Genomic DNA, 26,893 nt, shown 5'->3' with positions numbered 1-26,893 from the left:
CTGCGTCGCGCGAAGAGTTGGTGTGGTACGAGAATTTTGGATAAGCCAGATCTATGCCGCGTGCTGGCACGGCAAAGTGGGCCTAAGGCATCCCAAGAGGTAGGAATGCCTTGAACGCTCAGGAGCGATTGAAAAATTATCGACCTCACCGGTTTCGACGATCCATACTTTTCCATAAAGCTGATTGGCACCGATAAAGCTCTTTCCAGCCTGAGCTTCATAGCTTGAGGTGCAGGATGATGCGTTACCGATCACGCATTGTGCGCCGAGAGCTGTTTGAGAGATTTCTCGATACGGCCCGCCGCTCTTTCCAGCGCCTGGCGGGCCGGTTCCTTGTTACGCAAGGCGTCGTGGATTTCCTCGCCCAGGACTTTTTCAATCCGCGTGTATTGAGGGATTTTCGGTCGTTGCCATGTGTGCAGAAGGTTTCGTTTGGCAAGCTGATCGACGAATCGCACAATCGGCGAACTCGCCGCTGCCTCGGGATCGGCGCTGACCGAGAAGCGCGGCGCGACGGGGAAGCCGTTCTTGACATGCGCCTTCATCGCTTCTCGCGACGCCATCCAGGCGATGGCGTCAGCCGCGAGTTCGACCCGTTCTTCGGGCAGGTTGGTCGGGATACAGAACAGGAAGCCACCAATCGGTGTCGCGCGCGTACCCGCCGGACCATAAGCCTGCGGCAGATATTCCACGCGGCGTTTGACGACAGACTGGACATCGTATTCGAAGCGGGCTGCGCGCATGGTCCAGAAATAGCCGAGACTGGCCTTGCCTTTCAGAAAGACCGAGAGCGTCTGGTCCCATGCCATGTCCAGTATGTTCGGCGGTGAAATTTCGAGCAGCCTGCGCATGTATTCAAACGCTGCATAGCCGGCATCTGACAGGATATTGCAGCTTACGTCGTCGAGGTTGATGCCATCGACCGTAAATCCCGAACGCGTTCGCGGCAATGAGATCGGTGGCTGTCCGCAGGCTCCCATGAAGAACAGGAAGCTGGATGCAACGGGCATGCCGCGGGCGCCATCCCACACAACCCCATAGGCTCCCTCATTCGGCGCATGGAACTTGCGGCCTGCGGCAATCACCTCATCAAAGGTCTTTGGGAAAGCCAGTCCCGCATCGGCGAACAGATCCTTGCGCGCGGCAAGAAATTCCACGGTGCAATAGCTCGGAACTCCGTAGTCACGTCCTTCCCAGGTAGCTGCCGTCCAGATGGATGGATGGAAGTCGAGCGGATTGATGCCCGTTTTCTGGATGTACTGGTCGATCGGGCGGATAAAGCCGCGCTCGGCAAATTCGCCGAGCCATGGCATGTTGATGGCAATGACATCGTAATCGGATTGCTCCTTCATCCCGTTTTCAAGCGCGCGGGCATAGAGCTGGGGCAGGGGCAGCAGGTCGAAGTTCTTGCGCGATGCAAGGTTGCTGCGGAAGTCCGCCCACATGTTGCGCATGGCGGAAAAATAATTATCGTCGTTGAGCAGAAAGCGCAGTTCGAGTTGTGCCTCGACCCGCTTCTGCACCAGCCGCATCGGTGGAATGATCTGCGAACCAAGCGGTGTACCACCGAAATAATACTCATCATCGCCTTCGCCAGCGCGCACACCGAGGGTCTGTGCCAGAAGCGATTTCGTCTTGCGGGCATAATCCTTGAACGACGCCAGGAGGCCTTCGCTCGGCTGCAGCACGAAGCTCTTCCCGGTCTGGCCCTTCGCAACCCTCACGATATGACCATTGTCGATCATTCGGTTGATAAGACGCATCGACGTGGCATAGGGCAGGCCGGATTCTTGGCCCAGCGTCGAGATGGAGACATTCTGGCTCAGGATATGGCTCTTGATCAGATAGGTCACGATCATCCAGACGGCATCGTCGCCCGCTTCATCGATCATGTCGCGAAACGGACGCCTGGTCTTCTCGATGAAGTCTATGACGCGCAGAAGCTCGTATTCGTTCACGCCTGCCTCCCACAGCGGCCTGTGCCGAGCCTTTCGGACACAAGAAGAGATTCGCGTGAAACCCGGGCCTGCCCATGCCCTGGTTCAGCCCGTCTTGCGCGTCCCAATCTTTGGCTCCGTATCGGGTCTCATCTCCGGGGCGATGCCTGCCAGTCGCTCATATTGCTCAAAAAGGACGAAGAAATCCTTTTCCGCAAGTCCTTCGGCGAAGGCGGCCTCATATTGTTGCCGGATCATCGAGGCGAGATACATAGGGACATGGTCAGATTTCGCCGTATCCAGGATGAGATCGAAGTCCTTCATCATCTGCGACACGGAGAAAGCCGGATCGAAGTTCCGCTTCACGAGCAGGTCACGCTTATAGGCGATGAGCGGGGATGCGACGGCACTTTCGCAGATCACGCTCAACATGGTCTCGACCGACAGATTGCCCTTGAGGCCGAGCGTCAGAGCCTCGCCCAGCAGTGCGGCGGTTGCGCCAACCATCGCGTTTACCACGAGCTTGAGATAACGGGCTTCCTCGCCCTGCCCGACATAGAACTGTTTGGCTGAAACGCTCTCAAGCAGCGGAGTTATGCGACGATACGCATCCTCCTGACCGGATACCATCACCGACAGTCCGCCCGAGGCCGCAGTGACCGTGCTCCCCGATACTGGCGCCCGGATGTAGGCAACGCCCTTGGGTTCGAGAACCGCCGCGATCTCGGCGGAGATCTCCGGCGATACCGTGCTCATTTCGACCAGGATCTGCCCGGCCTGCATGACATCGCCCAGGGCGTCCGGCACGAGGGTCAACTGGCGCAGGATCGCGTCATTCGGGATCGTCAGCACGATCACGTCGGAGCTTGCGGCGAGGTCGGCGAGGGAATGCGCGACATTTGCCCCCAGCCCGACGATAAAGGCGCGGTTCTCGGGAAGAGGCTCATAAACGGTCAGGGAATGACCGTGTTCAAGAACGCGCCTGCTCATCGGGGCGCCCATCTTGCCGATACCCGCCCAACCCACTTTCATTGTGTCAGTCATACCCATTCTACCTTCCCTGATGGCGGACCTTGCGAGACCAAGGGCTTGCCCGTCGAAGGGGGCTGCGTGGCCGACATGCGGATGCGTTTCCTGCATCCGGCGCAAACGCGGCGTCCTCCCATGCAAAAGGGTAAGGCGCGGCGTGAGATTGTAAGGCCTGAAAAATATCCATAATGGATAATTATCCATTTGGATCAGGGGTCCGTCCTGTCCTAGCGTCTGCATCGGGACGCACGGCGTTTCCTGTGGGAGGAATGTCTGCCGTTTGTTTTTCAGCTGACTGTGCAAAGCGCTCGCTTGGCACAAACGGATGATGCTTCACGCCATCTGACGGATGGTGCAGAGGAGGATGCATAGTGGACAGACAGACCAGAGCTCGATCTTGCATGCGCGCGGCGGCGTCCGCCAACACCCTCAATTCGACGTGGCAGCACGACAGCGCTTCATGAGCGCGCGTGAATTCCAGCTATGACACTGCGGCATTGCCGCACGCAGGTATGAAAGGCAGGCATGACGATGAAGGCAGTTCGCTATTATTCGAAGAAAGACATTCGCGTCGAGGACGTCGCTCCTCCATCTGGCCCGCTCGGCGATGACATGGTTCTGATCGAGCCCCTGGTGTGCGGCATTTGCGGAACGGATCTGCACGAATACATCGCAGGCCCGATCGTTACGCCAGCCACGCCGCATGTCTATTCCGGCGCAACGCTGCCTCAGATTCTGGGTCATGAATTTTCCGCACGGGTCATAGAGACCGGGCGCAATGTCACGCATGTGAAGCCTGGCTCGCGCGTCTCCATCCAGCCGCTGATTTCACCGCGCGATGATTATTATGGCCGTCGCGGCCTCTTCCACCTCTCAGAGAAGATGGCCTGTGTCGGCCTGTCCTGGGAGTGGGGTGGCATGGGCGAGCGGGCTGTTGTCAATGGCTACAATGTCTTTCCGGTGCCGGATACGGTCTCAGACGTTCAGGCGGCGATGATCGAGCCGGCGGCCGTTGCTCTTTATGGTGTTGATCGCGGTGGAGTCACGAGTGGCAGCAGCGTCCTTGTTTCCGGTGTCGGTCCGATCGGTGCGCTTGTGCTTCTGGCGGTCAAGGCGGCGGGTGCAACGACGATCTTCGTCTCGGAACTCAATCCGAACCGCCGTGCGCTGGCCCAGCAACTGGTGCCGGAGGCAATCGTGTTCGACCCTCGGGAGACCGATGCATTGCAGCTGTTCCGCGACCACACGGAAGAGGGGGTTGGTCTTGATGTCGCGCTTGAATGTGTGGGAGCCGAAGCTTCCCTGAACCTCTGCGCTGAGGCGGTGCGGCGGCGCGGAACCGTGGTGCAGGTCGGACTTCATATGAAACCGGCGGCTGTCGATGCCATGCTCTGGGCGCTGAAGGACATCACGGTTGAGGCGACCTGGTGCTATCCGGTTCAGATCTGGCCACGGGTGGCATCCATGATTGGCGCCGGCATTCTGCCGGTCGAAAAGATTGTCACGGCAACGATCAGGCCGGAAGACGTGGTGGAGCAGGGATTCGAGGCACTGCTCGATCCCAAGGCTTCCCACATGAAGATACTCGTCGACATGAAGGCCTGACCTTCGTCCGGACCCGCCTTCCCATTCTGACGCGTGCGCAGTGGCGGTTTTTGGATCGCCAGCTACGGCGCGGCTCTCGAAAGGATAAACCATGCATTACGTAGTTCACTGTGTTGATCACGAGGGGGCGGTTGAAAAACGTCTTGCCCATTACGACGCCCACAAGGCCTATCTCGCCAGCGCTCCCGTCAAGACGGTTATCTCCGGGCCTCTGCTGGCAGATGATAACGAGACGATGATCGGCTCGATGTTCGTGCTCGAGGCAGACAGCAAGGATGCCGTGATTGCCTTCAATGCTGCCGATCCGTTCCACAAGGCAGGCCTTTGGAAAAGCGTCAGCATTCACCCTTTCAACAAGAGGGTGGACAATCGATGAGCGCCCAGTCACCTGCAACGCTCAAGTCACCTGCAACGGTCAAGACAGCTCTCGTCGGCCTTGGTTGGTGGGGCCGCAAGATGGCGACCCTCCTCAAGGATGGAAGCGCAGGTCTTACCATCGTGCGCGGCGTCGATGCCAATCCCGATGCTGCAGATTTTGCCCGCGACATGGAAATGGCCTTTTCCACCGACCTCGGCGAGGCGCTGGCGGATGCCACGGTGGAAGCGGTTATTCTTGCCACGCCGCATTCACTGCACCGCGAACAGATCGCAGCAGCCGTGGCGGCCGGCAAGCATGTCTTCTGCGAAAAGCCGCTTGATCTCACGCGCGCCGGTGCAGAGGCCTCCGTCGCACTGTGCCGCGAAGCGGGGCTGGTGCTCGGCATGGGACATGAACGCCGGTTTGAACCACCCATCGCCGAGATCCTGGCGGCGGCGCAAAGCGGCAAGCTTGGCAGGCTGTTGCAGATCGAGGCGAATTTCAGCCATGACAAGTTTCTGACGCTTGATGAGTCCAATTGGCGGCTGAAAGCAGATCAGGCGCCAGCGGGCGGGATGACGGCGACCGGCATCCATCTGACGGATCTTGCAGTGAAGCTGATGGGCCAGCCTGCCGATGTACGCGTCGTCTGCGAGAACCTGGCCTCGAAGATCCCCCAAGGGGATACGATGAGCGCCCATATCCGCTTCGTCAACGGCGGAACGGCCTATGTGTCCGCAACACTTGCCACCCCCTTCATCTCTCGCTTTGCCGTCTTCGGCACTGAGGGCTGGATCGAAGTACGCGACAAGGCGCATGTCGAGGCACCGGATGGCTGGATCGTGACCGAAGGCTGGAAGAACAAGCCGATCACCGTGCGTGAAGTGGCACCGGCCGAACCTGTCCGCGAAAACCTGCGCGCCTTTGCCGAGGCGGTGCGTGGCGTGTCGGCCTATCCCATCAGCGGTGAGGACATGATCAACAACATCGCGTTGCTCGAAGCCATTGTGCGTTCTGCAAAGAGCGGCGAACTGGAGCGCGTTTGAGGAGGAGAACATCATGAAGGCTTTGGTTTTCGAAGCACCCGAGAAACCCGTGATTGCCGACGTGGCCATGCCGGAACTTCCTCCAAACGAGGTTCTGGTCCAGACGAAAGCTGTCGGCATCTGCCACTCTGATTATGAGCTGCTCGCCGGTCGCTACATCATTCCGATCTCCTATCCGGTCACGCCGGGCCACGAATGGAGCGGTGAGATCGTCGAGGTCGGCCGCAACGTGAAGGGCTTCCAGAAAGGGGACCGTGTTGTCGGCGAATGCGTGGTGCGCACGCCGGAACGGCTGCACCATTTCGGCTTTTCCATGAGCGGTGCCGATCGCGAGTTCTTCGCCGTCAATCCCGAGTGGCTGCACAAGCTGCCGGATGCCGTCGATAACAAGAAGGCGGCTCTCATCGAGCCCTTCACCTGCGGCTTCTATGCCGTTCTGCGCTCGGGTGGCACGAATGCAAGCGAAACAGTCGTCGTCTCCGGCGGCGGCACGATCGGGCTCGTCTCGGCAGCCGCTGCAATCGGGATGGGAGCGCGCGTGATCGTTGTTGATCCGCTTGCCTCGCGTCGTGACGTTGCCCTGAAGCTTGGTGCGGATCAGGCGATTGATCCCTCCGATGGCGGTGCCGCTGACAGGATCCGCGAGTTGACCGGTGGCCATGGTGCAGATCTCGTGGTGGAGGCCTCTGGTCACGACGCATCGCTTGCCGCCGCCTTCGACTACGCCCGCGAGGATGGGCGGATGTCGATGGTGGGCATCAATATCGGTCGCAAGGTGCCGGTAACGATCGGGCAGATCCAGATGAAGAACCTCACCGTACGTGGCTGCATTGGATCGCCAGGAGTCTGGCCTGCCGCAATCCGCTTTCTGGAGCGGACGGGCATCGACCTCTCACCGATCCAGACCCACGACTTCTCGCTGGTCGATGCAGTGGAGGCCTTCTCCTTCGGGCAGGACGCCACCAAGAGCATCAAGATCACTCTTCTGAACGGATAAAGCATGACAAAGCACGCATTGATCGTCGGCGCGACCGGCATTACCGGCAGCAATCTTGCCGAACATCTTCTCGCAAACGGGGGATGGGAGGTTTCCGGCCTGTCCCGCTCGCAAAGCCGGATCGAGGGCGTCAAGACGCTCGCCTGCGACCTCGTTGACGGTGCATCGGTTGAAAAGGCTCTGGCCGGTGTCTCGCCAAGCCATGTCTTTATCACGGCATGGTCTCGGCAGGAAACGGAAGCGCAGAACTGCGAGGTCAATGGCGCAATCGTGCGCAACGTTCTCAATGCGCTGGCCGGTCGCGGCGTGCAGCACGTGGCACTCACCACCGGCACCAAGCACTATCTCGGACCGTTCGAATCCTACGCCAAGTCACAACCGGAGACACCTTTCCGGGAGGAACAGGAGCGGCTTCCGGGTGAGAACTTCTATTATGTTCAGGAAGACGAGGTCTTCGCGGCTGCCGCGCGGGATGGTTTCACCTGGTCGATCCATCGTCCCCACACCCTGATCGGCTATGCGGTGGGCAATGCCATGAACATGGCGGCGACGCTTGGCGCCTATGCCGCCATCTGTAAGGAAACCGGTCGGCCCTTCGTCTTTCCGGGCTCACCGGAGCAGTGGCAGGCGGCAACGGATGTGACCGATGTCCGGCTGCTGGCCCGCCATCTCGCCTGGGCAGCAACCCATTCGCAAGCCGCCAATCTGGCCTTCAACGTCGTCAACGGCGAAATCTTCCGCTGGAAGTGGCTCTGGCCGCGTCTTGCATCCTACTTCGGGCTCGATGCAGCCCCTTATCCCGGACAGCCCACCCCGCTGGAGGAGCAGATGGCTGATGCCGCTCCGGTCTGGGACGCGTTGGTGGCAAAGCACGGCCTGGCGCCCAACAGGCTGTCTCAAGTCGCCTCCTTCTGGCATTCCGATGCAGACCTCGGGCGCCAGATCGAGACCTTCAACGACATGGGGCGTAGCCGCAAGCTTGGCTTCCTCGACTACCAGGACACGCTTGCCTCCTTCACGGATGCCTTCGATCGCCTGCGTGCGGATCGCATCATTCCCTGAAACCTGGAAAGGATGCCGCGGATGAGCTCGGACCATCAAGAACAGATAGACGCCACTAGCTACTTCACAGAGGAAAGCTCGGTGGATGTGGTCAATGGCCGGACCGGAGCCAATGCCCATCCGCGGCTTGCCACCGTCATGGCAAGTCTCGTGAGGCACCTGCACAGTTTCGCCCGCGAGGTGGAACTGACGCAGGAGGAGTGGGGCACAGCCATCGATTTCCTGACGCGGACGGGCCAGATCTGTTCGGCGGAGCGACAGGAGTTTATCCTCCTCTCCGACACGCTCGGGCTTTCCATGCTGGTCGACGCGATCAACAACCGGCGCCCGCAAGGAGCAACTGAAAACACGGTCTTCGGCCCGTTTCACGTCGAGGGCTGCCCTGTCCGTGCAATGGGAGACCGGATTTCTCTCGATGGGAAAGGCGAAAGCTGCCTGTTTATTGGCCGCGTGCTGAACTTGGAGGGCAATCCCGTTTCAGGCGCACGCATCGATGTCTGGTCGGACAATGCGGATGGATATTACGACGTTCAGCAGCCGGATATTCAGCCGAAGTGGAACAATCGCGGTGTCTTCATCACCGGCGAGGATGGCCGCTACAGCTTCATCGGCATCAAACCGGTTTCCTATCCGATCCCCGACGATGGTCCCGTCGGTCAGATGTTGAAAGGGCTCGATCGCCACCCCTATCGTCCCGCGCACATGCACTACATGATCCGCGCAGAAGGCTTCGAAAAACTGGTGACCCACACCTTCGTCGGCGGCGATACCTATCTCGAATCCGACGCCGTCTTTGGCGTCAAGCGTACCCTGGTCGCGCCCTTTGCCCGGCTGGAGGGTGAAGAGACGCTCTGGCGCTCGGACTTCGATTTTGTGCTCGTCCCGAGCGCGTGAGCATAGGAGGAGCCGCCATGCGCACATTCGTCTATACAGCCAATCCTGCAAGGGTCATTTTTGGCAGCGGCACGATTGCAAGCCTTGGTGACGAGGCAGCGCGCTTGAATGCGCAAAGAGTGCTTGTTCTCTCGACCCCGGAACAAAAAGAACTTGCCGAACACATCGCGGCGAATCTTGGAGAGCGGGCTGCGGGCACTTTTGCCGGTGCAACCATGCACACGCCCGTACAGGTTACGCAAGAGGCGATGACCGTGGCGAGCGACCTCAAGGCTGATGCTGTTCTGTCGGTCGGCGGCGGTTCGACGACCGGCCTCGGAAAGGCCATCGCCTTTCGCACCGACCTGCCTCAGATCGTCGTGCCGACGACCTATGCCGGCTCGGAGGCAACACCCATCCTTGGCGAAACGGAGAATGGTCGCAAGACAACGAAGTCTGATGCACGCATTCTGCCCGAGGTAATCGTTTACGATGTTGACCTGACCTTGACCCTGCCGGTGTCGCTGTCGGTTACCAGCGGTATCAATGCCATGGCGCATGCCGTGGAAGCACTCTACGCGACTGAAGCAAATCCGGTCATCTCGCTGATGGCGCGCGACGGCATTGCTGCGCTCGCACGCGCACTTCCCACCATTCACGCCGACCCGCAGGATAGGCAGGCGAGGGGGGATGCGCTGTACGGTGCCTGGATTTGCGGCGTCTGTCTGGGCTCTGTCGGAATGGCGCTTCATCACAAGCTTTGTCATACGCTTGGGGGCATGTTCAACCTGCCGCATGCGCCGATGCACACAGCGGTACTGCCCCATGCCGTTGCCTACAATGCGGCTGCGGCACCGGAAGCGATGCAACAGCTGTCCTTGGCGCTTGGTGTTCCCGATCCCGCAATTGGCCTGTTCGATCTGGCGCGAAACCTCGGTGCCACGATGGCGCTCAGGGATCTTGGAATGCCCGAGAACGGCATCGAGGCGGCGGTGAGCCAGGCAATGTCCAATGCCTATGCCAATCCTAGACCCCTGGAAAGTCAGGCACTTGCAGACCTCCTGACGCGCGCGTTCCGGGGTGAGGCTCCGGCGGGTTCATAGGAGAGGCAGGAGATTGAATGACTGTTTGCCGGAGGCAGGGGTCATGGGATTTCTGCTTGGTGCAGCGCGACGGGGAAAGAAATCCATAACGGATATTTCCGTTGTTTTTTTGAGGATGCCTCCGGTCTAGCATCCTAGAAATGGTAGCCGGAATGATCTCTGGAGGGAGATGCCGGACAACCAGAAGGTGGTGAGGAGAATGATGCCATGCTTGCTATTCGCTTCGCACTGAGCGACCCGGCCAAGGCCGACGAGCGCAATGCCCTGGTAGATGAACACAAGGCGCATCTGCGTTCAGGTCACGTCAGCATCCTTCAGTCCGGTCCCATCAACGATGCCTCAGGCGTATACTGCGGCGGTGTCGTCGTGGCATCGGTCGGGTCCATGGATGAGATGCGACAGTTCAGCGAGCGGGATCCGTTTGTCATGCACGGCGTCTACAGCAGTGTCAGCATCTACGAATGGCGGCCCACAATCAGCAATCGGGACTGATTTCCCGGCAGACGACGACCGCAAGGATGTTTTTGGGGAGAGAGACATATGTGCCAGACACGCGTCAGATATTCAGTGGACAGATCTCCAATGGTCAGCCGACCGGCAGCCGCCCAATTGGCTCGCTTTTGCCGGGTCTTCGTCAAGGCTTAAAGGCTGCGACTTGCCGCACGGGCATCATTCGTCGCGGCAGGTGAAGACGCCAATTCACGATCAGTTTCAATTGCCCGGCAGGGCAGTCGTGGCGTGCGTAGCCGCGAACCCTCGGCCATGCGCATCGTATCGAGCAGGAAAGACGCAATTTTGATGGCACACGCATCCGCCCCAGCTCCCGGTCATTCCCAGATAATCGCGCAGAAGCCTGCCTTCGCGCGTAGCTTCCTGACAGTTCTTCTGTCGACGATGGTCCTTCTGGTTGCTTGCGCCCTCTACGCCCCGTCAAGTGTCTCCTGGGGTGCCTTGTCCGGTAGTTTGCCTTTCGCGGCCATCATTGCCATCGTCGGTCTCGGCCAACTCCTGGTCGTGCAGCAGGGCGGGTTTGATCTGTCGCTTCCCGGCGCCGTGTCGCTGGCGGTTGTGGTGACGACGCATTTCCCGCAGCAGCAGGACGGTCTGCTGCCGGTCGCCATTCTGATCGTCCTCGGCTTCACACTGTCGGCGGGCATTGTGAATGGCGTACTGGTTTCGATTTTCCGGCTGAATTCCATCATTGCGACAATCGGAACCAATGCACTGCTTTACGGAGCCGTGTTTGCAGTATCCGGCGGTGTTCCCTCGATCACCACGCCGCTTCTTGCAGAGATCGCAGGCGGATCGAGCTTTGGTCTGCCCAATGCAGTCTTCTTTGCCCTCGGCGCAATGGGACTCGTCTCGTTCATCCTGAAGAAGACGGTCTTAGGTCGCCGCTTCGAGGCCGTCGGTGCGAACCCTCTCGCCGGTCAGGCGGCAGGTCTGAAGGTGCGACTGTACCGGTCGATGGCCTATGTGCTGGCACAGGTGCTCTATGGGCTCGCCGGAGTGCTGATTGCCGGCATCACCCGCGAGCCGACGGCCTTCCAGGGCGACAGTCTTCTGCTGCCATCGGTCGCTGTCGTCGTGCTTGGCGGAACGTCCCTTCTGGGTGGTCGCGGCTTCCCTGTTTCGACGGTTCTGGCTGCATTCTTTCTCAATCAGCTGAGCCAGTTCGCACTCGCAATCGGCGTGCCGTTTTCGGCCCAGACGATCATCCAGGCGCTGGCCCTTGGGTTCGGCATCGCAGTCTATTCGATCAAGTGGCGACCCGGCGCCAACAAACCGGCAGGTCTCAGAAGAGTGGAGGAGAAGAAATGAGAAATACGACCCTGATCAAGGCGCTGACCGTGTCGGTCACGACAACTCTCGTCTCGCTGTATGGCGTCAATAGTGCCCGGGCGGAAGTGCCGTCATGGTGCGGCCCGAAGAAGGCCACGCTCGCCCTGCTGGATGGCTATGGTGGCAATAGCTGGCGCCAGGTGACGACCGCATCCGGCAAGCAGACGGTGGAACTTTGCCCCAGCATTACAAAATATGAATATGCTGACGGGCAGGGCGATACGCAGAAATCCATTTCGGATATCAAGAGCATGGCCGCAAAGGGCCTCGATGCGCTGGTTGTGTTCGGCGATACCGGGCCGGCCGTGCTGCCAACCCTGACCAGCGTCTACAAGTCGGGCAAGATCGTCGTGCCTTACCGCGTCAATGTCGGTGGCAAGGAAGGCACCAATTATTCGAAGTTCATCGGATCATCCTTCGAAAATGACGGCGAGACCTGGGGCAAGTGGATCAAGGGGATCCTGCCCAACGGCGGCAACATTCTCTTCCTCAGCGGTCCTGCGGGCAATAGCCAGGGTATCGATGAGTTGAAGGGCATGAAGAAAGTCCTTGGCCCGGAATACAAGTTCGTGAATCCCGAGCCCTTCGCGGTCACCAACTGGGATCCTGCGCTGACGCAGAAGGTCCTGACCGCCGAGATTGCCAAGAATGCCAAGATCGATGTGATTGTTTCGGATTTCGGACCGTCACTGGTCGGTGCGCTGCCGCAGTTCACGAAGCAGGGCAAGTCCATTCCGGCAATTGCCACGTCTGACGGAAACTCTCTCGGCTGCTTCTGGCAGGAAAACCATGCTGCCAATCCTGATTTCAAGCTGTTCACCGTCGCGACCGGAAACGACAATGTGCGTCTTGCCGTCCAGTGGGCAATTGCACTTGCAACCGGGGGACAGAAGCCGTCGGAAGAGATTTTCAAGGCTGCGGCGTTTGAAGATTCCGTATCTGGAAAGCCTAATCCGGTTCAGTGCCGGAAGGATCTGCCGGGATCCATCTACCTGTCCTCGGCCCTTCCGGCCGAAGCACAGGCCAAGGCCGTAGGCCAGTAAGACCACATATCTCGTGACCAGCAATGCCCGGCAGATCTCTGCCGGGCCAGCCGCCGATCGAATGGAATGGAAGACATGGCAGCCCCCAATGTAGCGATCAAAACCACTGCGTCGACCGCACGCGGCATTACTATTGAGCTGAACGGCATCAGCAAGAACTTCTCTGCCGTTAAAGCCCTTACAGATGTCAGCGTCGCTTTCGAGGTCGGCGAGGTGCACGCCATTCTGGGTGAAAATGGTGCTGGCAAATCCACCCTGATGAACATCATTTCCGGAACGTTTCCACCCAGCGCAGGCGAGATCATCTTCGAAGGCAGGCCCGTGAACCGGATGACGCCGGATCTGGCGGCCTCTCTGGGCATCGCGATCTGCTTCCAGCATCCGGCGATCCTCGGCGATCTGACCGTGCTTGAAAATCTGCGTGTAGCCCTCCCTTCGGCGCTATTCGAAGGACGGCCCGCCCAGGTCATCGCAAAGGAAATGCTCGATCTCGTCGGGCTCGACCTGCCGCTTGGGCTGCGCGGTGACGACCTGACCGTTGCCCAGAAGCACCTTCTGGAAATCGCCAAGGCGCTGGCTCTGAAACCCAAGGTGTTGATCCTCGATGAGCCGACGGCCTCGCTCGATCAAGAATCGACCGATATGCTGTTTGATCGTGTGCGCGAGGTCACCCGGTCCGGCACCTCGGTCATCTACATCACGCACCGTCTGGCAGAGCTTCGCCAGATTGCAGACCGGGTCACCGTTCTGCGCGACGGATGTGTTCGTGGTGCCGCCCGTGTCAGGGAGATCAGCGATGCTGACCTCGTGAAGATGATCATCGGGCGTACTCTTGACGCCGCCTTTCCTCCCAAGGATGCCATCGGTGCGCAGACGGTCGCCTTTTCGGTGGAAGGGCTGCGCGCCGATGGACTGCATGGAGTCAGCTTTGACGTTGCGCGCGGCCAGATCCTCGGCATTGCAGGCGTAGCCGGCAATGGGCAACCGGAGTTGATGCGCGTATTGGCCGGCCTTGATCCTGCCGAGGGGCACATCCGGCTGCAGGGCGGCGCCCTGGATCAGAAAACACTGCTGGAGGCTGCGGCCTTCATGCCGTCCGACCGGCATCTGGAAGGAATTGCCAGCGGACTGACCGTGCGAGAAAATGCGACGTTTTCGGCGCTCGACAAGTTCGCCAGCGCAGGCATCGTCAGCCATCGACGCGAACTCGAAGGCGTCCGGTCGATCTTTTCGGAACTGGCTGTAAAGACCCCGGGCCTTGACGCGCCGATCCTGTCGCTTTCGGGCGGCAATCAACAGAAGGTCGTGATGGCGCGTGCCATGCTGTCGCAGCCGGGATTGATCATCGCCGATGAACCCACGCAAGGCGTGGATGTCGGTGCGCGTTTCGAGATCTACCGTATTCTGCGGTCGGTCGCGGCGTCCGGGACGCCTGTCGTGGTCAACTCATCCGATGCCGTTGAACTCGAGGGGCTGTGCGACAAGGTCATTGTTCTGTCGCGTGGCCATGTCGTTGCAACATTGACCGGCGATGACGTGACGGAGGAGACCATTGTAGCGGCAGCCGTTCAGGCAGATACGCATGGTGGCCACGCCATTTCGGAAAAACCAAGCGGTTTCGGTGGCTTGCGGCAGTTCCTGCAGTCGGATAATGCCCCGGCCGTGCCACTGGCAATCGTCATCGCCCTGCTTGGACTTTACGTCTACGGCCAGAATGAAAACTTTCTGTCGGCCTACAATGTCTACAACATTTTGCTGCTTGCGACCGCACTCGGCTTCATCGCGCTCGGCCAGACGATCGCGCTTCTGATGGGCGGAATTGATCTGTCGGTCGGTCCGCTTGCCGGTTTCCTTGTGGTCTGCGCATCCTTCTTTGTCAATGACGGGCAGTCGGCGCCCATGATCATCGCGGGCTTCGCACTCATGCTTTCGGGGGCCGTTGCGGTCGGTTTGGTCAACGGCATCTTGATCCGGTTCGGGAATTTCACGCCGATTGCAGCAACGCTTTCGATGTATATAGCGATCCAGGGATGCAGCTTTCTTCTGCGCGATAATCCGGACGGGTACATCAATACGACCGTTTCCGAATGGATCAACTGGCAATGGGGACCATTCCCGGTCGCTTTTCTCGTTCTGATCACTCTGGCATGCTTTGCTGAATACTGCCTGCGCGCGACACGTGTCGGCTGGCGGCTACGCGCAGTCGGATCGAACGAGGCGACAGCCCGCCGGATCGGCACACCGGTCAACGCGACATTCGTCGGCGGCTACATTGCTTGCTCCTTGTTGACTGCTCTCGGCGCCATCATGCTGATGACACAGATTGGCGTTGGCGATCCGCGGCAGGGCGTCAGCTATACGCTGGCCAGCATCACCGCAGTCGTTCTTGGCGGAACGAGCCTTGCGGGTGGGCGCGGCACATTCATTGGTTCCGTGCTTGGCGCCATTCTGCTGACTGAAGTGTTGAATGCCGTGACATTCCTCGGCCTGTCGCAGACCTACCAGTATCTGTTCCAGGGCATTCTGATCGTGTCAGCCGCCTTGATCTATGCCTTGACGCGACGCCGGTCTCCAGGTTGAAGGCCCGGCAGAGCGTCATCATACGCGCCTCTGTGAGGAGATCTGGATCTTCTGAAGCTTCGGGATTGTGGCTCAAGCTGTCCGGAGTCATTTGTGGCCGAGGAGACAGGATGCCTCCGCCATAGGTGATCCATAGAAACCGTATTGCTTGATATTGGTTAGCCGCTGCCGCTCCGCAGCACTGATGTCACCCATATTGTGGCCATAGAGGGAGCGGGATTGATTTGACAACTGGCTCTAGAAATAGCCTTCTGCCGGTCGGCAACGCTGCTAGATGCAGGAAAGGATCTTCAAGCTCGTTAGGGATGCGAAGAACCAGAGCCTGGTCAAATCCGTGCATCTCGACGTTGGTTGCGATCCGAAGGATCCGGTGGGCGAGACGCGATGGCTGCAGGCGATCGCCGATAGGTGCGGCTTTCCTCATGGAATCGTCGGGTATGCGGATTTCCAGCTGATGTGGCCGACTTTCTGGACGGACACATGCAGTTCAAGAACTTCCGCGGCATGCGGCAATTGATGAATTCTCATGCCGACCCCGCAAAGACCTAACTGGACAGACCCGAGGTCAGCCGCACCCCGGAATGGCGCCGCGGTTTTAAGGAACGGTGAAGTACAACCTCTCCTGCGATCTGCAACTCTATTACTGGCAGATGTAAGAGCCTACGAGCTGGCGTGCGATTTCCCCGACACGCAGATCATCCTTAATCACCGGTATGCAGGTCAATGGTCTGGAGCATTTCGAGTTCTGTCGCAAGAGTATGCAAAAGCCTTTTGAGGCGCCGAACGTGGCCTGCAAGATTTACGGATTTGGTGTGCGGGACTTCACCAGGACGACGGGATCAATCCGTCCCTATGAAGAGTCGCCCATCGAGATCTTCGGCGTGGATTGCTGCATGTTTGCGTCGAACTTTCCTCTCGACAAACTCTTCTCCTCGTACAACACCATCTTCAATGCTTTCAAGGAGATTACTTCAAGCTATCTGCTAGAGGATCGCATGAAGCTTTTCCAAAACAATGTGGAAAAGTTCTAACGGCTCTGAACGCTAAATCAGCGGATGACTATAATCTCCCAAGGTCAATTCGACAGGCGGCAACCGTCTGGGGCTGCCTTTCTCTTTTCAGCCGTTCGAGCAGTGGTATGCCGGAAAGCCTTCGTCTAAGGTTCGCGCATGCGTGATCTCAATCTCAAAGCGACCGAATACTTTGAAGCCGTTGCCCGCTTGAGCAGCGTGACCAAGGCGGCCGAAGAACTTGGCATCTCACCCTCGGCGGTGAGCCAACAGCTTTCCCTCCTTGAGGCGCAACTTGGCGTTAAGCTGTTCCGTCGCGAGAAAGGTCGCCTGGTCCTGACGCTCGACGGCGACCGCCTGTTCCAGACTACTACCCAAGCCTTCAGCGCCATACGCAATGCCCGTTCTGGCCTGCTGCCGTTTCCTTTCAGCGGGACCGGCGCAATTTCGTCATTCGCGTCAGCCCCAGTTTCGGGGTGCGCTGGCTGGGGCCCCGAGTCGGCGCATTCGCCGCCGAGAATGAAGACTGGAACATCCGCATTGATGCGACACCCGACTTCACGGCGTTTGAAGTCGACGCCTCAGGCGCTTGATGGCGCCGCAATGGCCGGACTTCATTATTCAGCCTCGTCTTAGTTCCATAATAACGCTTATCCAACTTTTATGTGTAGCCGCAAAGTTAGAATGTCCTGTTTCTGCAAAGTTAAAGTGTCACACTCCCCGCGTTTGATAGCGCAGAGACAAGCGGATGGGGTTGATAGCGATGAGCGAGCGAGATCTGCAGCGGATCGAGGTTTTATCGAAGGTTATCGGCGGTCGGATGACGATGGTGTCGGCGGCACATGTTCTCGGCCTGAGTGAGCGCCAGGTGCGTCGGCTTCCGCAACGGATGCGGACTGGCGGCGCGGCGTCGATCCGGCACAAGGCGATTGGCCAGACGTCGAACAACCGGCTCGGGAATGTTCTGGCCTATATCAAGGAGCGCCAGGACAAGCCGAAGGTGAAGAGCAACAGCGAGAAGAACGGCTACGTTAAACGTGCTCGCGGGCCGGGCCGGCGGAAGGAATTCATGAGCGATCCGGCCGTGATTGCACGGCGGGAGAAAGCGCTGTTGCGGCAACGGGTTGCCGAGTAAGGCGTCTCAAAGCTAAAGCCGAAGAGGTGCGCCCACCCGCCCCGATCTGATCTTGCAAGCGGATCTGCCGCCCAGATCGGGGCTGAACGGTGGCTGTATGGCGAGTAGTCGGACATTTCTACTTTGCAAACCAGCGGACATTTCAACTCATCCGCCACATTATGTGTAGCACGGCATATAGACCTCTCGAAGCTACCGTCGGATTCCCAAAGGCCGATCTACCGCGGCTTCGGTTCGGGTGGCAGCTTGTGCTTTGTGGCGTCCTCAGAGCCTGTAATCACGGTAGGTTTTGCGCTGGCAACACCTGACGCCTTTCGATCCGCTTGCGATTTTGCGAATTGTCCGGCGGCGTCCGCCTCGACCTTATCTTTGTCAGCCATAATGATCTCCGGTTGATTTTCTATCGAACCGTCATGGACTTCCAAAGTTCCTCAAGTATGGTCAGCGGACCTGAAGCGCTCACGCCTGGAGACAACATATTCGCGCCAGACGGTAAAGAGCCCTGCTCCAATCACGATGACCGATCCAAGTACTGTATTCCAGCGGAGGATTTCGCCGAAGATCGTTGAGGCGATGACCGCACCCACGACAAGTTGCCAGTAGGAAATCGGCTGGACCAGTACGGCATCGAGATTGTCGTAGGCCTTGATCAGCGAAAAATGGCCAATGATGCCTGTACAGCAAAGTCCGATCATCAGCGCCCAATCCCAGCCGGTGAACGGTACCCAGTAAAATGGACCGAGGAGATTTGCACCGACGAAGCCAACCAGCGTCAGATACAGAAAGCTCGTTGATGGAGGATCTTCCCTGCTGACCAGCCTGGTGAAGAGACCATAGATTGCACCAAAAATGGCACATAATAGCGGCAAGGCGATGTAGACGTTGAACTCACCGCCACTTGGCCAGAGCATGAGGAGAACACCGACGAGACCGATCAGAATGGCGGTCCAACGGCGCCACCCTACCCGCTCCCCAAGGATCGGCATTGATAGCAGCGCCACGAATATGGGGCCGGCAGCGAATATGGCCTGTGATTGTGCAAGTCCTACTTTGGTGAATGCGACGATCGAGAGAAGGATCTGAAGGAAAAGCAGAAGCCCCCGACAGACCTGAAGCACTGGATAGCTGGTTCGGACAGCGCGACGCAGCCCACCCTCCGATTGCATCGCAATGACAATCGCAAAGGCAACAAACGCCCAGTAGCGTACCATTGCGACCTGAATTGGTGAATGGGTCAGCCCAAGATGCTTCGATAGACCGTCCTGAATGGCGAAAACGGAAAACGCAAGAAAGGTAAAGCTATAGCCGAGTGGCGTAGATTTCATGATCGGAATGCGGAGGTTGGCAAGCAGAAGGCTGGCAAAACCAGTCGGCGAAACTTACCCTCGCATCTGGCAACCGTGCGCGCAACGATAATATATCAGAAAGCGCGAATTTTCAGGCGGCACGGCACAGCAAGCCTGAACGAAATCAGGCCGCCCTCTTCCGAGGACGGCCTCTCCTTGGGAGGAAGAGCAATCATGCTTCCTTGAAAACGTCCTCGCGGTTCTTCTGCATTGAAGGGCTGACCGCTATGACAAGCGCAATCACACCGATGGCCAGCAACAGAGCCGACAATGGCGACTGTACGAAGGTAAGCGGGTTCCCATCCGAAATGATCAGAGCCTGGCGCAGCTTTTCTTCGAGAAGGCGACCGAGCACGAAGCCCAGAGCCAGAGGGGCGGCCTCAAAGTCCAGCTTGTGCAGCGCGTAACCGACGAAGCCAAATAGTGCTGCGAGCATGACCTGTGCCGGATCGGATGAGATCGAATAAAGCCCGATACAGCAGAAGCAGACGATTGCCGGAAACAGAAGGCGATAGGGTACGCGAAGCAGCTTCACCCAGAGCCCGATCAGCGGCAGGTTGATGATGACAAGCATCAGATTGCCGATCCACATGGATGCCACCAGTCCCCAGAACAGTTCGGGACTGCGCTCGATGACCTGCGGTCCTGGAACGATGCCTTGGATCATCATTGCGCCGACCATCAGTGCCATGACCGCGTTCGGAGGCAGTCCCAGTGTCAAGAGCGGAATGAATGACGTCTGAGCTCCGGCATTGTTGGCCGATTCAGGACCCGCAACTGCGGCAGGCGCGCCATTGCCGAAATCCTGCGGACGCTTCGAAATGCGCTTTTCGACAGCATAGCTTGCGAATGGACCCAGGATCGCACCGTTGCCGGGAAGCACGCCGAGAATAGAGCCAAGCGCGGTACCACGCAGGATGGGCGGCAGATTTTCACGCAATTCCTTGAATGTGGGCCAGAGGCGACCGATCTTGCTGCGCACGACATCACGTGCCTCCGGATCGGCCAGATTCTTGAAGATTTCGCCAAAACCAAACACGCCCATGGCCAACACGACGAATTCGATCCCGTCCTGTAGCATCTCAAGATCGAAGGTCCCGCGTTCGCGGCCAGTCTCCATGTCCGAGCCGACGCAGGACAAAAGAACGCCAACCACAATCATGGAGATTGCCTTGACGAGCGATCCTCGAGCCAGAACAACGGCCAGCACCAACCCCATGATCATCAACGAGAAATATTCCGCAGGGCCAAACAGCAGACCCATCCTGGTCATCGGTCCACCGAGTGCGGCGATGATGATAGTGGCAATCGTTCCAGCAATGAACGAGCCGATGGCTGCAAGTCCTAGCGCAAGTCCTGCCTGACCGTTCTGCGCCATCTTGTGACCATCGATGGCCGTCACGACAGCCGTCGCCTCACCAGGAATATTGACGAGAATTGCAGTCGTAGAGCCACCGTACTGGGCCCCATAATAAATGCCCGCCAGCATGATCAAGGAGCCGGTCGGATCCAGCGACAAGGTGACAGGCAGCAGAATCGCGATGGTCGCGACAGGTCCGACCCCGGGAAGAACGCCGACCAGTGTACCGATCAGGCATCCCAGAAAGCAGAGAGCGACATTCTGGAGCGTGAGCGCGACCGAAAGGCCGAGCCCGAGATTGCTGACGAAGTCGAACATATCAGTATCCTATCAACCAGGGAGCCACGGGCAGCGACAGGCCGAGCGCGTAGCGGAAGAGACCTATGCAGATCGCACTGAGAACGACGGCAAACACAATGAGCTCAAGCGGTTTTGTGTCTTTGGCCGCGAGGCCTGAAACGATGATGGAGAGCGGTGTCGCTACCGCCAGTCCTAGCGCCGGGATCGTCACGGGCCCGAGATGGTAGCCACGGATCGTCACTGCGAAAGCGATGACAGCCAGAACCACGGGGACCATTTCCTTGATGGCCCAATGGCCCGTTGATTCCCCGGGGTTCTTCCAGGAAAGCAGAAGTTGCAGGGCGCCAAGCACGATGATCAGAAGCGCGAGGATCCGAGGCAATAGCCCAGAGCCCACTCCGCTACTGGTCATAAACGGCAGTTCGGCACCCGCCCAAAGAGCAATTGCTCCGAACACGACCAGGACCAGTCCTGCAACTCTTTCCTTCCCGAGCCCCGAACGGGGCTCGGCGTCAGTTGCGATGTTATTGTCCTGCATCCTACTCGACCTTGATATCCGCAGTTTTCACGACTTCGCCCCAGCGCGCCCGCTCCTGAGCCATAAAGGCGCCGAAAGCATCGCCAGCGACCTTCGAGGGCGTAGCGCCATCGTTTTTCAGCTTCTCAAGGACGGAAGGGTCGCTCAAGGTTTCAGCCGTTGCGGCAGTCAGCTTTGCCTTGACGTCGGCGGGAAGTCCCTTCGGTCCAACCAGGCCATACCACGCAGAGGCCGTGTAGCCGGGAAGACCAGCCTCAATGGCGGTCGGAACGTCTGTCAGCGATTCGAAACGCTTTTCGCCTGTTACAGCCAGCGCGTTGAGTGTCTTGTCCTGAATAAGCCCGATTGCAGACGGAATTGTCGTCACCATAAAATCGATATGGCCACCAACAAGGTCGTTCACCGCCGGACCAGCGCCCTTGTAAGGCACGTGTTTGATATTGATTTTGGCGGTCTGGCCGAACAGCAGCGCGCCCAGATGGCTGGCGGATGCATTGCCAGCTGAGCCGTAGACCAGTTGCTTGGTCTTCGCCAGTTCGATTAGGTCCTTGAGCGTCTTGGCCTGGACGCGTGGTCCGGTGACTACGACCAGCGAGGCATCAGCGATCATCGCGATCGGCTCCAGCTTTTCGGCCGGATCAGCCTTCAGCTTGAAGATGTGCGGGTTCACCGCCATCGGACCCTGGTTGCCGATCAACAGCGTATATCCGTCTGGTGCAGAGTTTGCGACCACTTCCGTGCCCAGGTTTGCTGCTGCACCCGGACGGTTGTCCACGATGACGCGACCGCCCAGAGCTTTTTCGAGCCTTGCGGCGAAAACTCGGGCGATCGCGTCAGTGCCGCCGCCCGCAGCATAGGACACGACAAGAGTGATTGGCTTTGATGGATAGTCCGCCGCAAGCGAAGAACCTGCCATTGACATGGAGAGCAGAGCTCCGCCAAGGGCAAGAGCGGAACGACGTGTAAGTTTCATGGACATGATGTCTCCTCCCACAGAGTAGTGTAGTTAAACAGATGTGTTGCCGTAAACTGAATGTGCATTGTCATGAGCGGCGCGAACGAGTGCCGCGCCTTCGAAAAGTCGTCGCGATGTCCGCATGACGGACACCGTCGGAATGTTGTCACCGGGTGCCATCTCGACGCGGACGCTGAGTTCGCCCGTAGGATGCTCCCAACGCAGCGTTCGGGGCAGACTTGCCTGAAGCAGGTGCTGGGAAATGAGGCTGTTCGGGATCGTCGCACCCAGTCCGAGTGTGACGGCCCCCGTCGTTGCCAAAGCTGCATGGCAGTTGGCAGGGGTGAAGTACCTGACGGCGAGATCGCCGCCATGCTTTGGAGAGCCAATAAGAACCGGCTTGGGCAAGACCGATGCTCTGACATCGCCAAGACCCATCAGCCGACCCGCTTCTATCCGGACCCGTTCCAGAATGTTGAGGAAAGCGTCATCAGCGTCGAATGCGGCTGCAGGCTCTGATCCCGTGAAACCGAAATCTGTAGCTTTCAAGACAACCAGAGGCGTTGCGCCATCAATCAATGTTGTCTCAAATCCGCCGATCAGATCTACTGCATTGCCAGACGGAAGCAGCTTCCCCGTTTTGGCGCCGACTGCGTTGCGGAATGCAAGATAGACGGGAGCTGCGGTTCCAGGAACGCCGTCAATCGAAGCTTCTCCGGAATACACCACGCGTCCGCCCGGCGTGCAAACACGCGCATCAATCAGCTTGCCGGTATTCACATTGTGAACGCGAATGAGCGTTTCGTCTCCGGTCGGCTGAACCAAACCGGCTTCGAGTGCAAAAGGACCTACGGCAGATAGCATGTTGCCGCAATTCGGAGCGGTGTCCACGCTCTGTTCCAGGACCTTGACCTGAGCGAAAAGGTAATCGACATCAGCCTCGGGATGCGTTGAAGGACCGACAATTGCAACCTTGCTGCTCAGCGAGTTTCCGCCGCCAATCCCGTCGATCTGCAGCGGATGTCCTGATCCCATGATTTCGAGCAGCAAAGCATTACGCTTCTCAGGGTCTGACGGTAGATCGCTCGCAAGAAAGAACGGCCCCTTGGAAGTGCCGCCTCGCATGAGGACGCAAGGAATCGATATGAGATCGTTCATGCTTTCGCTTCCGCTAACTTATGTGATATGCGGATTAATAATCCTGTTTATTTCGTTTACAGGAATTGCTATTGATATGTGAAATGCGAAGATTTCGGAGATTGATGCAAAATGAACATTAATTGCGAAATACTGGATTTACGGTCGTTTCTAGGCGTGGTTGAACTGGGAAGTTTCAACCGGGCGGCTGAGACGCTCAACATTTCACAGCCCGCGCTGAGCAGGCGAATTCAAAAACTTGAACAAGCGGTTGGAGCCCCGCTGCTTGAGCGAACGACACGGCACGTGGCGCCGACCGCGCTGGGTAACCAGTTCATTCCATTGGTGCGCCGCATGCTGGAAGAGTTTGATGGCTCTCTCTTTGCAATCAAGGATCCGGGGGTCAATCGCGGTGGACTGGTCACCATCGCGTGTCTGCCGACGGCAGCATTCTACTTCCTGCCGACAGTCATTCGCCAGTTCAACGAAGAATATCCGAACATTCGGTTCCGCATCCTCGATCTTCCGGCAACCGATGGGCTGCAAGCGGTTGCTCGCGGCGAGGTTGAATTTGGAATCAACATCATGGGGAATTCAGATCCGGATCTTACCTTTGATCGAATCGTTGAGGACCCCTTTGTATTGGCTGCCCGCAAGGAGCATCCCCTCGCCTCAATGGAGCGGGTCGGCTGGGGAGATCTGGAACCCTACCATCTCATCACGGTTCACCGATCCAGCGGAAACCGCACGCTTTTGGATGCCGCGCTGGCGCGCTCAAACATCAAGCTGAGATGGTTTTATGAGGTGACCCACCTCTCTACGTCCCTGGGTCTCGTCGAAGCGGGACTTGGAATCTCGGTTCTTCCACGCATGGCAACGCCGCAGGGTGATCATCCCTTCCTGATCACCCGGCCGATCGGGCAACCGGAGATTTCCCGTACGATCGGCGTTGTAAGAAGGCGTGGCGGCGCGCTCTCTCCGGCGGCAGAACGATTCCTCAACATGTTGATGGGCACGTGGGCAGCCTGATTCGACTTCAGTAGATTTCAGGCTCGCCTGCCGAACGGCCAAAACCCGTTTCCAGGAAATCGAAATCGCAACCTTTATCGGCCTGCGTGACATGCTTGAGGAAAATGTGGCCGTAGCCGCGTTCGAACCGGGGCGCAGGCGCGACCCAGGCCGCCCTCCTTCGGGCGAGTTCGCCTTCGTCCACCAGCATATCAAGACGGCGATTGGGAAGATCGAGCCGGACGATATCTCCTGTCTTCAACAGCGCGAGTGGCCCGCCGATATAGCTTTCCGGGGCAACATGGAGAACGCAAGCGCCATAGGATGTACCAGACATTCTGGCATCCGAGATTCTAAGCATGTCGCGATGCCCCTGTTTGATCAGGGCCTTTGGAATCGGCAGCATGCCCCATTCCGGGAAGCCAGGACCACCATGCGGACCGGCGTTTCGCAGCACCATGACATGGTCCGGCGTAATATCCAGGTTCTCGTCGTCCACCGCCTTCTTCATCTCAGGATAGCTATCGAAAACAAGTGCCGGACCCTGGTGAACATGGAATTTGGGATCACATGCAGCAGGCTTGATGACTGCGCCATCCGGGCACAAATTGCCCCGCAGTACGGCGAGCGACCCTTCCTCGTAAACAGGATTGGAGAGCGGTCGGATCACATCCGCATTATAGACCTTTGCACCTTGCAGGTTCTCTCCCATCGTCTTGCCGGTAACGGTGAGCACCGATAGATCGAGGCGATCTTCCATCTGCTTCATGAGCGCTCTCAGCCCACCGGCGTAATAGAAATCCTCCATCAGGTAATCCTTGCCGGATGGCCTCACATTGGCGATGAGTGGGGTTATGCGCCCCAGAGCGTCCAGATCATCCAGCGTGAGATTGATACCTGCACGTCTCGCCATAGCGATGAGATGGACGACGGCATTGGTGGAACAGCCGGTCGCCATGGCGACGACGGCGGCGTTGCGGCAAGCGCCTTCCGTTATGATTTGATCCGGCGTCAGATCCTCCCAGACCATCTCCACGATCCGGCGCCCACACGCTGCCGACATGCGCTGATGCTCAGAATCGACCGCTGGAATCGAGGATGCGCCGGGCAGTGTAAGCCCCATGGCATCGGCTATCGCCGTCATCGTAGAGGCGGTCCCCATCGTCATGCAGGTCCCGGCGGAGCGGGCGATACCGCCCTGAATACCGAGCCATTCCGCATCAGAAATATTGCCTGCACGGCGCTCGTCCCAATATTTCCACGCATCGGAACCGGACCCAAGCGATTTGCCCGCATAGTTGCCACGCAGCATTGGCCCCGCCGGAAGATAGATCATTGGAACGCCCGCAGAAATCGCGCCCATGACCAGACCGGGCGTGGTCTTGTCGCAACCGCCCATCAGCACCACACCATCCAGCGGATGACAGCGGATCATCTCCTCTGTCTCTATGGCGAGCAGATTACGATAGAGCATCGAGGTCGGCTTGATGAAGCTTTCATCGACCGAAAGGGATGGCAGTTCGACGGCAAATGCACCGGCTTGAAGGACACCGCGCTTCACATCCTGCACACGCTCGCGAAAGTGCGCGTGGCAGGTGTTGAGTTCTGACCAGGTGTTGAGGACGCCAATGATAGGACGATTGGCGAAGTCTTCTTCACCGTAGCCAAGCTGCATCATGCGCGAGCGGTGGCCGAAGCTGCGCAAATCATCTGGCGCAAACCAGCGTGCAGACCTCAAATCTTCCGGCTTCTTCCGTTCCCGCATGGCAAGTCCTCCTGATTGCGCACGGGAAGAATCCTCCACCCCACCCGCATTTGAACTAATACACTAAAACATCAGTGCATCAAATTCTGTTTCGATCTATAGTCCGGCAGGCGACAGGAGGAGTATGGCAACAATGCGAGACCAGGTGCTGGACAGATCCCGCCAAGTGGCGGTGCAGATCCGCGATATCTTGCGGGAACGCATTCTGTCTCTGGAACTGGAACCGGGACAGCCTGTGTCGAGACACACGCTCCAGAACGAATTCACGGTCAGCCAGACACCTGTTCGAGACGCCTTGCTGCGCCTGAAGGAAGAGGGATTGATCGACATATTCCCGCAGTATGCGACGCGTGTTTCGCGAATCGATATCAGCCACGCGCGGCAGGCCCAGTTTCTGAGACTATCGATCGAAGCCGAAGCCTTGCGGCGTCTGACAGTCGAAAACCCAACGGCAACCGCCGATCAACTGGATGAACTCATTGCGCTTCAGGAGCGATTTGCCGAACCTGAGACATATGGCCGGTTCGAAGACCTGGATCGTGCTTTTCACCGCGTTCTTTACCTGCAAACCGGCATCAGCCGCCTGTGGGATGTTGTGAGGGCGCAATCGGTCCACCTTGATCGTCTGCGGCGTTTGAATCTTCCTATGCCTGGAAAACTGCAGTCTCTGATCGGCGATCACAAAGCAATTGCGCAGGCTGTCAGGCGTTCCGACGTCGAGGGAGCGGTAAGTGCCTTGCGTGAACATCTCTCTGGGACGCTATCGATCGTGCACGAAATACGCACGCGATTTCCAGATTATCTTGTGGACGAGGCCGAACAGGACAGGCACGTTCCCTCTGAAAATGCGGATTCATGAGAGTT

The 26,893-nt window shown here is 58.3% G+C and carries 24 protein-coding genes and 1 pseudogene; 16 read left to right on the top strand and 9 right to left on the bottom strand.

Going from position 1 to position 26,893, the window contains the following annotated elements:
* Window positions 1-251: 251 nt before the first annotated feature.
* On the bottom strand, window positions 252-1,958 hold the full coding sequence (locus tag ASD54_RS21180; protein ID WP_062556553.1) for an extracellular solute-binding protein: 1,707 nt from the start codon (window positions 1,956-1,958) through the stop codon (window positions 252-254).
* Between the two features lie 84 nt (window positions 1,959-2,042).
* Window positions 2,043-2,987 carry an NAD(P)-dependent oxidoreductase gene (locus ASD54_RS21175; protein ID WP_162249601.1) on the bottom strand — a complete coding sequence of 315 codons (945 nt, stop codon included), beginning with the start codon at window positions 2,985-2,987 and terminating at the stop codon, window positions 2,043-2,045.
* A gap of 504 nt (window positions 2,988-3,491) precedes the next feature.
* Here ASD54_RS21175 and ASD54_RS21170 point away from each other — a divergent pair.
* The 14 genes and pseudogenes from ASD54_RS21170 to ASD54_RS21100 all read left to right on the top strand — a co-directional run.
* Window positions 3,492-4,571 carry a 2,3-butanediol dehydrogenase gene (locus ASD54_RS21170; protein WP_312222765.1) on the top strand — a complete coding sequence of 360 codons (1,080 nt, stop codon included), beginning with the start codon at window positions 3,492-3,494 and terminating at the stop codon, window positions 4,569-4,571.
* A gap of 91 nt (window positions 4,572-4,662) precedes the next feature.
* A complete protein-coding gene (locus ASD54_RS21165) occupies window positions 4,663-4,947 on the top strand; it encodes a YciI family protein (protein ID WP_062556551.1) in 285 nt (94 codons plus the stop codon).
* Window positions 4,944-5,975, top strand: coding sequence for a Gfo/Idh/MocA family oxidoreductase (locus ASD54_RS21160; protein WP_062556550.1), 1,032 nt, complete (start codon window positions 4,944-4,946; stop codon window positions 5,973-5,975). The genes ASD54_RS21165 and ASD54_RS21160 overlap by 4 nt, the downstream gene beginning before the upstream one ends.
* Window positions 5,976-5,988: 13 nt before the next feature.
* The gene (locus ASD54_RS21155) at window positions 5,989-6,972 is read left to right on the top strand and encodes a zinc-binding dehydrogenase (protein ID WP_062556549.1); all 984 of its coding nucleotides are present in this window, start codon (window positions 5,989-5,991) and stop codon (window positions 6,970-6,972) included.
* Between the two features lie 3 nt (window positions 6,973-6,975).
* Window positions 6,976-8,034, top strand: coding sequence for an SDR family oxidoreductase (locus tag ASD54_RS21150; protein ID WP_062556548.1), 1,059 nt, complete (start codon window positions 6,976-6,978; stop codon window positions 8,032-8,034).
* 21 nt (window positions 8,035-8,055) lie between these two features.
* Window positions 8,056-8,928, top strand: coding sequence for an intradiol ring-cleavage dioxygenase (locus ASD54_RS21145; RefSeq protein ID WP_062556547.1), 873 nt, complete (start codon window positions 8,056-8,058; stop codon window positions 8,926-8,928).
* A gap of 17 nt (window positions 8,929-8,945) precedes the next feature.
* Window positions 8,946-10,010 (top strand): maleylacetate reductase, encoded by a 1,065-nt coding sequence (locus ASD54_RS21140; RefSeq protein ID WP_062556546.1) that lies wholly within the window; start codon window positions 8,946-8,948, stop codon window positions 10,008-10,010.
* 207 nt (window positions 10,011-10,217) lie between these two features.
* Window positions 10,218-10,502: a YciI family protein gene (locus tag ASD54_RS21135; RefSeq protein ID WP_062556545.1), complete on the top strand. Its 285-nt coding sequence runs from the start codon at window positions 10,218-10,220 to the stop codon at window positions 10,500-10,502.
* Window positions 10,503-10,808: 306 nt separating this feature from the next.
* A complete protein-coding gene (locus ASD54_RS21130; protein WP_062556544.1) occupies window positions 10,809-11,831 on the top strand; it encodes an ABC transporter permease in 1,023 nt (340 codons plus the stop codon).
* On the top strand, window positions 11,828-12,895 hold the full coding sequence (locus ASD54_RS21125) for a substrate-binding domain-containing protein (RefSeq protein WP_062556543.1): 1,068 nt from the start codon (window positions 11,828-11,830) through the stop codon (window positions 12,893-12,895). Before ASD54_RS21130 ends, ASD54_RS21125 begins: the two co-directional genes overlap by 4 nt.
* Before the next feature lie 75 nt (window positions 12,896-12,970).
* Window positions 12,971-15,475, top strand: a complete 2,505-nt coding sequence (locus ASD54_RS21120; RefSeq protein ID WP_062556896.1) for an ATP-binding cassette domain-containing protein — start codon at window positions 12,971-12,973, stop codon at window positions 15,473-15,475.
* 785 nt (window positions 15,476-16,260) lie between these two features.
* A complete protein-coding gene (locus ASD54_RS27530; RefSeq protein WP_348272048.1) occupies window positions 16,261-16,506 on the top strand; it encodes an amidohydrolase family protein in 246 nt (81 codons plus the stop codon).
* Between the two features lie 138 nt (window positions 16,507-16,644).
* A complete protein-coding gene (locus ASD54_RS21105) occupies window positions 16,645-17,121 on the top strand; it encodes a LysR family transcriptional regulator (RefSeq protein ID WP_200958476.1) in 477 nt (158 codons plus the stop codon).
* A gap of 112 nt (window positions 17,122-17,233) precedes the next feature.
* A pseudogene (locus tag ASD54_RS21100) lies at window positions 17,234-17,446 on the top strand (helix-turn-helix domain-containing protein); the annotation flags it as partial.
* 392 nt (window positions 17,447-17,838) lie between these two features.
* Here ASD54_RS21100 and ASD54_RS27000 read toward each other — a convergent pair.
* The 6 genes from ASD54_RS27000 to ASD54_RS21070 all read right to left on the bottom strand — a co-directional run bounded on the left by ASD54_RS27000 (window position 17,839) and on the right by ASD54_RS21070 (window position 23,277).
* Window positions 17,839-18,000 carry a hypothetical protein gene (locus ASD54_RS27000; protein ID WP_165131245.1) on the bottom strand — a complete coding sequence of 54 codons (162 nt, stop codon included), beginning with the start codon at window positions 17,998-18,000 and terminating at the stop codon, window positions 17,839-17,841.
* Window positions 18,001-18,051: 51 nt separating this feature from the next.
* Window positions 18,052-18,945: a DMT family transporter gene (locus ASD54_RS21090; protein WP_062556539.1), complete on the bottom strand. Its 894-nt coding sequence runs from the start codon at window positions 18,943-18,945 to the stop codon at window positions 18,052-18,054.
* Window positions 18,946-19,138: 193 nt separating this feature from the next.
* Entirely contained in the window at window positions 19,139-20,644 is a 1,506-nt protein-coding gene (locus ASD54_RS21085; protein ID WP_062556538.1) for a tripartite tricarboxylate transporter permease, read from the bottom strand.
* 1 nt (window position 20,645) lies between these two features.
* Window positions 20,646-21,164, bottom strand: coding sequence for a tripartite tricarboxylate transporter TctB family protein (locus ASD54_RS21080; RefSeq protein WP_082547314.1), 519 nt, complete (start codon window positions 21,162-21,164; stop codon window positions 20,646-20,648).
* A 1-nt stretch (window position 21,165) separates the two neighbouring features.
* Complete coding sequence (locus ASD54_RS21075) at window positions 21,166-22,143, bottom strand: tripartite tricarboxylate transporter substrate binding protein (RefSeq protein ID WP_082547313.1); 978 nt, start codon at window positions 22,141-22,143, stop codon at window positions 21,166-21,168.
* Between the two features lie 27 nt (window positions 22,144-22,170).
* On the bottom strand, window positions 22,171-23,277 hold the full coding sequence (locus ASD54_RS21070; RefSeq protein ID WP_062556537.1) for a 4-oxalomesaconate tautomerase: 1,107 nt from the start codon (window positions 23,275-23,277) through the stop codon (window positions 22,171-22,173).
* Window positions 23,278-23,388: 111 nt separating this feature from the next.
* Between ASD54_RS21070 and ASD54_RS21065 the strand changes: the two genes are divergently transcribed.
* Window positions 23,389-24,285 carry a LysR family transcriptional regulator gene (locus tag ASD54_RS21065; protein WP_062556536.1) on the top strand — a complete coding sequence of 299 codons (897 nt, stop codon included), beginning with the start codon at window positions 23,389-23,391 and terminating at the stop codon, window positions 24,283-24,285.
* Window positions 24,286-24,292: 7 nt separating this feature from the next.
* On the opposite strand, the gene araD is transcribed toward ASD54_RS21065, so the two are convergent.
* Window positions 24,293-26,029: an L-arabinonate dehydratase gene (araD, locus tag ASD54_RS21060; RefSeq protein ID WP_062556535.1), complete on the bottom strand. Its 1,737-nt coding sequence runs from the start codon at window positions 26,027-26,029 to the stop codon at window positions 24,293-24,295.
* A 124-nt stretch (window positions 26,030-26,153) separates the two neighbouring features.
* Between araD and ASD54_RS21055 the strand changes: the two genes are divergently transcribed.
* A complete protein-coding gene (locus ASD54_RS21055) occupies window positions 26,154-26,888 on the top strand; it encodes a GntR family transcriptional regulator (RefSeq protein WP_062556534.1) in 735 nt (244 codons plus the stop codon).
* Window positions 26,889-26,893 lie beyond the last annotated feature (5 nt).

The sequence above is a fragment of the Rhizobium sp. Root149 genome, from assembly GCF_001427345.1.
GTDB classification, from domain to species: Bacteria; Pseudomonadota; Alphaproteobacteria; order Rhizobiales; family Rhizobiaceae; genus Neorhizobium; species Neorhizobium rhizoryzae.
The sequence above is the reverse complement of the archived record's forward strand: the minus strand, read 5'-3'. Positions and strand labels throughout refer to the sequence as shown.

Coding starts and splice junctions, on each gene's coding strand:
- ASD54_RS27000 (WP_165131245.1), bottom strand. CDS start 18,000: ATGGCTGACAAAGATAAGGTCGAGGCGGACGCCGCCGGACAATTCGCA.
- araD (WP_062556535.1), bottom strand. CDS start 26,029: ATGCGGGAACGGAAGAAGCCGGAAGATTTGAGGTCTGCACGCTGGTTT.
- ASD54_RS21105 (WP_200958476.1), top strand. CDS start 16,645: ATGCGTGATCTCAATCTCAAAGCGACCGAATACTTTGAAGCCGTTGCC.
- ASD54_RS21120 (WP_062556896.1), top strand. CDS start 12,971: ATGGCAGCCCCCAATGTAGCGATCAAAACCACTGCGTCGACCGCACGC.
- ASD54_RS21065 (WP_062556536.1), top strand. CDS start 23,389: ATGAACATTAATTGCGAAATACTGGATTTACGGTCGTTTCTAGGCGTG.
- ASD54_RS21075 (WP_082547313.1), bottom strand. CDS start 22,143: ATGTCCATGAAACTTACACGTCGTTCCGCTCTTGCCCTTGGCGGAGCT.
- ASD54_RS21090 (WP_062556539.1), bottom strand. CDS start 18,945: ATGAAATCTACGCCACTCGGCTATAGCTTTACCTTTCTTGCGTTTTCC.
- ASD54_RS21130 (WP_062556544.1), top strand. CDS start 10,809: ATGGCACACGCATCCGCCCCAGCTCCCGGTCATTCCCAGATAATCGCG.
- ASD54_RS21085 (WP_062556538.1), bottom strand. CDS start 20,644: ATGTTCGACTTCGTCAGCAATCTCGGGCTCGGCCTTTCGGTCGCGCTC.
- ASD54_RS21155 (WP_062556549.1), top strand. CDS start 5,989: ATGAAGGCTTTGGTTTTCGAAGCACCCGAGAAACCCGTGATTGCCGAC.
- ASD54_RS21145 (WP_062556547.1), top strand. CDS start 8,056: ATGAGCTCGGACCATCAAGAACAGATAGACGCCACTAGCTACTTCACA.
- ASD54_RS21160 (WP_062556550.1), top strand. CDS start 4,944: ATGAGCGCCCAGTCACCTGCAACGCTCAAGTCACCTGCAACGGTCAAG.
- ASD54_RS21175 (WP_162249601.1), bottom strand. CDS start 2,987: ATGGGTATGACTGACACAATGAAAGTGGGTTGGGCGGGTATCGGCAAG.
- ASD54_RS21150 (WP_062556548.1), top strand. CDS start 6,976: ATGACAAAGCACGCATTGATCGTCGGCGCGACCGGCATTACCGGCAGC.
- ASD54_RS21165 (WP_062556551.1), top strand. CDS start 4,663: ATGCATTACGTAGTTCACTGTGTTGATCACGAGGGGGCGGTTGAAAAA.
- ASD54_RS21140 (WP_062556546.1), top strand. CDS start 8,946: ATGCGCACATTCGTCTATACAGCCAATCCTGCAAGGGTCATTTTTGGC.
- ASD54_RS21055 (WP_062556534.1), top strand. CDS start 26,154: ATGGCAACAATGCGAGACCAGGTGCTGGACAGATCCCGCCAAGTGGCG.
- ASD54_RS21170 (WP_312222765.1), top strand. CDS start 3,492: ATGACGATGAAGGCAGTTCGCTATTATTCGAAGAAAGACATTCGCGTC.
- ASD54_RS21070 (WP_062556537.1), bottom strand. CDS start 23,277: ATGAACGATCTCATATCGATTCCTTGCGTCCTCATGCGAGGCGGCACT.
- ASD54_RS21080 (WP_082547314.1), bottom strand. CDS start 21,164: ATGCAGGACAATAACATCGCAACTGACGCCGAGCCCCGTTCGGGGCTC.
- ASD54_RS21125 (WP_062556543.1), top strand. CDS start 11,828: ATGAGAAATACGACCCTGATCAAGGCGCTGACCGTGTCGGTCACGACA.
- ASD54_RS21135 (WP_062556545.1), top strand. CDS start 10,218: ATGCTTGCTATTCGCTTCGCACTGAGCGACCCGGCCAAGGCCGACGAG.